A 6,817-nucleotide genomic window follows, 5' to 3' on the forward strand; every position below is an offset into this window, starting at 1 on the left:
TCCCTTTTCTTTCTTGATAGAAGAATTCGCAGGATAATATCCTGCGAATCATAGTTTCTTATTTTTCTAATACGAACTCTGTATATTCTTTCGTTCCGTCTAATGAATTGTTTACATTTTCATAGCCGGCTTCTGAAAGTTTATTTGCTACTTCATAAGATTTATTTCCGCTGTAGCAGTAAGTATAGACTGGTTTGTCTTTTGGCACTTCGCTGATTTTTTCATCGATTGTGTCAGGAGTAATATTAACAGCTCCTTTTAAGTGTCCTGCTTCATAGTCTTTTGCATCTCTTGCATCGATAATGGTGGCATTTCCCTCATCTGCTGCTTTTTGAATTTCAGGAGCTAAAACACTCGCTACTTTTGTCATCGTTGTATAATTAAAATCTTTTACACCTTCTGCATTATGCACATTTGTAAAGCCTGCCGCAACAAGTTCGTCAGCAGCTGTTTTGCTTTTTTTGCCAGTGTTGCAAACTGTAACAACATCTTTGTCTTTGTATGCTTCGATACGGCTTAAGTTGTCTTTTAATTCGTCAACATTGATATTAATCGCATGTTTAACATGGCCTGCATCGTATTCTTCTTTTGAACGCACATCGATCACAAGATAATTCTCTTTTGCTTTATTATCTTCTACGATCTTGTCAAGCTCTTCTCCGGTCATTTCCTTTACGGCAGCAGTTTCCGTTGCACTTTGTGTCTGCTCTGTTTGTGTCTGTTCTTGTGTAGCCGTATTTCCGCAGGCTGTTAAGCTCAATCCTGCAAGTACTGCACCCCATAATAACAATTTTTGTAATTTCATTTAAATCTCCTTCTTTCTTATAATCTTTATCCCTATATTATCACAACAGTAATGGTTTGTGTATTTATTATCAAGATGTATTTATTTGCAACTCGTTGCCCTTTGAAATTCATAAACAAAAAACTCTTCCCGATATCTCGAAGAGTTTTTTTAAGCTTTTAGATACTTCATGGGTTAAACATCTCTTAAAGGATTCTATTTCAAGAAATATAAAACACCTATTACAATGACGGTAAAGATAGAAACAGTTTTGTGTGTTGTATCTTCCTGTAGAAGACTATTTACAAATATTACGATTAAAAACAAAAGAAACATAATACCGCTTATTGAGCTTCCTTTGAAAATCAACGCATTTTCCAAGGCTATAACTCCATTACAGGTACAGCCGCTTTTGTATACTTTTCTATTAATCTTCTATCCATCGCAAGCCTTCTTATGTAATTCGGTTGTCTTCTTTAAGTTTTATTCTAACAGCAAAGCATACTCTATACAATATACGTATTTTAACCCCTACTGATCCCTATATCACAAAAAAACATAAAGCATTCCCTTAACGCTTTATGTTTTTTTAAAACTGATATTATTCTTTTTTCGTTCTTGTAATAAAATGGTCGTAGATTGCACTGATGGCTTTTTCATAATCACGATCTTCTACACCGACAATGATACTTAACTCGCTGGATCCCTGAACGATCACTCGTACGTTAATATCAGAGTCTGCTAAGGCAGAGAAAAGCGTCGCCGCTGTACCGGAGGCATAGCGCATTCCATGACCTACTACGGCTATTAAGGATATATTCTTAGTATAGCCGATAGAGTCCGGTTTGCAGACTGCTTTGATTTCAGAAACAATGTCGTTGATTAACGGTTTCGAATCGTCGTCGTTTATTAAAAGCGAAATCGAATCGATAGATGAGGGCATATGCTCTAAGTAAATATCGTTGGATTCTAAAATACTCATAAGCTTTCTATGGAAGCTTTTATCTTGATTCAGCTTCACTTTCTCGATATAGATCACTGTAAAGTCTTTACGTCCTGCGATTCCTGTAATTCTAGGCTGATCCTTCGATGGCGTACCGTCTGCTACGATTTCAGTTCCTTCATCTTCCGGCTTATTCGTATTCTTGATATGAATCGGTATTCCCTTTGATACAACCGGGAAAATTGCTTCATCATGAAGAATGGAAGCGCCCATATAAGAAAGTTCTCTCAGCTCTTTATAGGTGATTCTTGAAATCCCTTGAGGATTTTTGATAATCCTAGGATCTGCTATTAAGAAACCGGATACATCTGTCCAGTTTTCATAGATCTGAGCATCGGCTCCTCGCGCAATAATAGCTCCTGTCAGATCCGATCCTCCCCTTGAGAAAGTCATCGTCTTTCCATTCGGCAAAGATCCGTAAAATCCTGGTATTACCGCATTTTCCAATTTTGCTAATCTTTTGCTGGTTAAAGAATACGTAAGCTCTTCATCCAACTGTCCTCTTGTGTTGAACACAATAAAATCTGCAGGGTCGACAAATTCGTATCCTAAGTACTGAGAAAGAAGAATTCCGTTTAAATATTCTCCCCGGCTCACCACATATTCTACAGATGCCCCCGCATCGATTTCTTTCATTATCAACTCAATATGTTCTGTTATATCGAAATCTAATCCTACACCTTTTGCAATATCTTCATACTTATTCGCAATGTTTTCTAAAACTTTTGAATAATCTTGATTATGCGTATATAAATCCCATAACAAATAAAGCAGGTCCGTTACCTTTGTATCTTCAGGATTTGACTTTCCAGGTGCAGAAGGTACTACAAAACGTCTGTTTGGATTTTCTTCGATAATCTTTTTTACTTTTTTAAACTGCTCGCTGTTCGCAAGACTTGAGCCGCCGAATTTGGCGACAATAGGTTTTTCCATTAAAAACGACTCCCCTTCGTAGTAATATACTCTAGGGCTATTATAACATAATAGTAATGTTTGTTAAGGTTCAAAACATCAATTTTAACGGTTTATTCTCCTAAAACGATTTCAACACTTCTGGAGGCTCCGATTCTATCGGCTCCAGCTTCAATCATCGCTAAGGCGTCTTCCCTTGACCTGATACCGCCGCTTGCTTTCACGCCCATACGATCTCCTGCCGTATGGCGCATAAGTCTCACATCCGCCAAAGTTGCCCCTTCTTCGCTGAAACCCGTAGAAGTTTTTACAAAATCAGCTCCGGCTTTTTCTGCAAGCTGACAGGCTTCTATTATTTGAAGATCTTCTAAAAGACAGGTTTCTAGGATCACCTTTAAAACACGATCTCCGCAGACTTCCTTTATTTCTTTAATTTCTTCATAAACTTCTTCAGATTTTCCATTTAGGAGAAGACCGATATTGATCACCATATCAATTTCATCGGCCCCATCCTCTACTGCAACCTTTGCTTCATAAACTTTTGCTTTCCGACTCATGGCTCCCAAAGGAAATCCCACCACGACACAGGTTTTAATCCCTGTATCTTCTAACAACTCATGAACAATTTTTGCAAAAGAGCTGTTTACACATACAGATGCAAAGTTGTATTTTTTAGCTTCTAAACATATTTTGAAAATATCTTTCTTCGTCGTTTCCGGCTTTAATAAAGTATGGTCGATATATTTATTCAGTTCCATCTTTTCTCCTACCCCAGCTCCAGTGCGATTTCCATCATTTTTGTAAAGGATGTTTCTCTTTCTTTTGCTGTAGTTTTCGTTTCTAGATGGAAAGAGTCGGATATGGTAAGTATTGTCAAAGCATTGGCTCCTGCAGCCTTTGCAGTCAAATACAGCCCATAGCTTTCCATTTCCACAGCAAGGATCCCCATTTTTTCCCAGCCTTTCCAAGCATCGGCGTTTGAATTATAAAAAACATCCGAACTGAATACATCCCCCACTGTTACTGGAATATTCTTTTCTTCTGCAGTTTTTACAGCTTTCGACAACAGTTCCCATGAAGCTGTCGCCGATAGATTTCCTTCCAGCTGAAACTGATGGGCAAAATTTGAATCTGAAGAAGATCCCATCGCTATTACAATATCGTATAGATTAAGATCTTTGCTGTAGGCCCCTGCAGAACCTACTCGGATCAGATTTTTTACTCCATACTCATGAATCAGCTCATAAGCATAGATGCCCATGGAAGGAATGCCCATCCCTGTCCCCATGATGGAGATTCTTTTGCCTTTATATTCTCCTGTAAATCCGTACATATTTCTTGTCGCATTAAACTGGGTCACATTTTCTAAATAATTATAAGCCATGAATTTTGCCCGAAGAGGGTCTCCCGGCAAAAGAATCGTTTCCGCTATTTCGCCTTTTTTTGCTTCTATATGAGGTGTCGCCATAATCGCTCCTTATCTTCTCCATATTTCTTCTACTACAATATTGTTTAAGGAAGGAGAATAATCTATCTTGTACCTCTCCCGTTTTTTTTGAAATCTCTTATCATAATATATTTTGATTCCTTCAAGGACTTTCCAATCGAATCGTTCTTTATCCACTTCTTTTTTCACCATCGATACTCGCGGTTCAAATTTCGTAGGTCCTCAGCAGAATACTGCCAGCATATAAATGATAATCTCTTTTTCCCCTGTATTTTCTAGAAAGTTCACAGCTTTTTTCGTGATTTCTATATTCATTCAGGCCACTCCTTTTAAAAAAAGAAAGAATCAACAATTGTTGACTCTTTCTGCCTTATTTATACTTCCGGTTCGATCAGGCCGTAATTTCCATCTTTTCTTTTATAGACAACTTGGACTTCGTTTGTCTCGCCGTCTAAAAACACAAAGAAATTATGACCTAATAAATCCATCTGCAATACCGCTTCTTCCGGACTCATTGGTTTTAAGCCAAATCTTTTTACTCTTACGATTTCCGGTCCTTCTTCTGGAGTTTCCGGCTCTTCATATTCAATATTTTCGAATCGGATCGTTTCTCCTGTATTATTACGTTTTTGCAAACGTGTTTTATATTTTCTAACTTGTCGTTCAAGAGCATCTACACAACGGTCTATAGATGTGTACATCTCATCGCATGCTTCCTCTGCTCTTAAAACTACACCTGGCAAGAAGATGGTCACCTCTACGATACGAAGATTTTTCTGACTGCTGAAGGTTACTCGTCCCTCCACATCGTCTTTAAAATACTTATCCAACCTTCCAATTTTCTTTTCAGCTACTTCCTTCAATGTGTTGCTGATATCGTAGTTTTTACCGGTATAATTTAATTTCATACATTGCCTCCTAACCATCTAATCGTCTGATTAAACTTTTTATTTTACAAAACTTTTGCTTTGTTGATATAGATATACCCGAATTTTGAAAATAATATCAATTATTCATATTTTATATGTTAATTTCTTCTATTCTATTTTCTAAATGTATATTTATCACAGAAACATAAGATATAAACATATGTACTTATCCACAATAAGAGGATAAGTCTTTGTGGATAATGTGGATAACCTTGTGGGTAAACTGATTTTTCTTTAATTTTATTGTTTATAACTTGTGGGATAACATTTTGTTTACATAATTTTAATTATTTATCTATTTTAGATCCATAATTCTTACACAATTTTTATAATAATTATTGATTTCTTTGTAATCTTTGCAGAAAAGTCTAAAAATGATATCATAGTAATGATCTATAACAATAACACGGGAAATAATTTTATTTCCAAATAATAAAGAAGAGGACTTATTCTATGGCTATAAAAAAAGAAAAACTGAAAACCTATGCACAATTCCTGTTAGAAAATATTCAGCAGCACCGCATGACCGACTTGAGTGCTCAGTCAGCTTATTTTCTAATATTGGCCCTTTTCCCTTTTATCGTAGTTGTCTTTAATCTCCTTACGATGTTTGCCGCAGATCATATCGATAAAATTCTATCCTTTTTATCTGTTCTGCCGGAAGAAACAGTAAACGCTATCGAACCGATTATCTACAGCATAATCAACTCTAACAGTGCGGGTATCATCTCTGTGAGTATAATCGTTGCTTTCTGGTCTTCCTCTAAGGGAGTCAACTCTATTATCCGTGCTATGAATATCGCCTTCGGGGTAGAGAACGACAAAAGTTTTATCCGAGTTCAGCTAAAAAGCCTTTTATTCACATTTCTTCTGCTTTTACTGATCTTTGCAGTACTGGCAAGCCTTGTTTTCGGGGATGTCATTCTTAAAAGTATAGAATCCTTATTTAGCTTTACATTGGATTCTCCAGCACGGCTTCTATTTAATGCTATTCGTTTCGCAATTCCTATCGCAGGCATGATCTTAGGATTCTCTTTTCTATTTAAAAGAGGTCCGGATTTTGAAAAAGAAGAAAGGATTGCTACAAAATCTGCAGTCATCGGCGGAGTTATGGCTACGATCGGATGGATGATCATCAGCTTGGCATACTCTTTCTATGTATCGAATATCAGCAATATGAGCGTTACTTACGGCCCCTTGGTCGGTATCATGGCACTGTTCATCTGGCTGAACCTTTCCAGCCTCGCCCTTTTATTTACTTCGGAATTTGTCGCATTATACGACCGCTGTATCGTTAAAAAACTTCCGATACAAAAAGACCGCATCCCTGGAGCGATACAGTACTATTAAAATAAGTGTGAAGTTGAGGAGAAAAAACGAAAAAAGAATTCATTTTTCTTCATAATATAAAAAATATTAAATCAAAAAGACAAACTCAGCTCTTACCCCTGAGTTTGTCTTAGCCTTAAGAGAGCAAAGCTCTCTTTTTTTGATTAAAGAAAATAAATTCAATTAGAAATAAGAAAAAATAACGTGGCGGGCGCTATTATCTAAGAAGAAAACGAGCGTTCCCCTCGTTTTCATCCATAACTCCCCTCTTCCGTTAGGTGTTAGGATAGTTGAAGGATTAGAAATAAAAAAAGGAGGCAGCATAATGGACAAAACTTTTGAATTAATTCAAATTCAAAAACGACCTTCCACCACCAGATATTCCTCTTCCTTTAAACTCGCCGCTATCGACA

7 protein-coding genes are annotated in these 6,817 nt (G+C 36.8%); 1 reads left to right on the plus strand and 6 read right to left on the minus strand.

The window, feature by feature from the left end; all coding sequences use genetic code 11:
* Positions 1-58 precede the first annotated feature (58 nt).
* The 6 genes from ACTQ46_RS07460 to hpf form a co-directional block, all read right to left on the minus strand.
* Positions 59-805 carry a rhodanese-like domain-containing protein gene (locus ACTQ46_RS07460; protein ID WP_441748579.1) on the minus strand — a complete coding sequence of 249 codons (747 nt, stop codon included), beginning with the start codon at positions 803-805 and terminating at the stop codon, positions 59-61.
* A gap of 580 nt (positions 806-1,385) precedes the next feature.
* A complete protein-coding gene (locus ACTQ46_RS07465; RefSeq protein WP_441748581.1) occupies positions 1,386-2,720 on the minus strand; it encodes an aspartate kinase in 1,335 nt (444 codons plus the stop codon).
* A 92-nt stretch (positions 2,721-2,812) separates the two neighbouring features.
* A complete protein-coding gene (gene deoC / locus ACTQ46_RS07470) occupies positions 2,813-3,457 on the minus strand; it encodes a deoxyribose-phosphate aldolase (RefSeq protein WP_441748583.1) in 645 nt (214 codons plus the stop codon).
* An 8-nt stretch (positions 3,458-3,465) separates the two neighbouring features.
* Complete coding sequence (deoD, locus tag ACTQ46_RS07475) at positions 3,466-4,167, minus strand: purine-nucleoside phosphorylase (RefSeq protein ID WP_441748585.1); 702 nt, start codon at positions 4,165-4,167, stop codon at positions 3,466-3,468.
* Positions 4,168-4,176: 9 nt separating this feature from the next.
* Entirely contained in the window at positions 4,177-4,338 is a 162-nt protein-coding gene (locus ACTQ46_RS07480; protein WP_441748587.1) for a hypothetical protein, read from the minus strand.
* Between the two features lie 182 nt (positions 4,339-4,520).
* The gene (gene hpf / locus ACTQ46_RS07485; RefSeq protein ID WP_441748589.1) at positions 4,521-5,054 is read right to left on the minus strand and encodes a ribosome hibernation-promoting factor, HPF/YfiA family; all 534 of its coding nucleotides are present in this window, start codon (positions 5,052-5,054) and stop codon (positions 4,521-4,523) included.
* A gap of 474 nt (positions 5,055-5,528) precedes the next feature.
* Here hpf and ACTQ46_RS07490 point away from each other — a divergent pair, with 474 nt between their 5' ends.
* A complete protein-coding gene (locus ACTQ46_RS07490) occupies positions 5,529-6,425 on the plus strand; it encodes a YihY/virulence factor BrkB family protein (RefSeq protein ID WP_441748591.1) in 897 nt (298 codons plus the stop codon).
* The last annotated feature ends 392 nt before the right edge of the window (positions 6,426-6,817 follow it).

Source organism: Gallicola sp. Sow4_E12 (assembly GCF_052116305.1).
Classification (GTDB): Bacteria; Bacillota; Clostridia; order Tissierellales; family Peptoniphilaceae; genus JBQKLI01.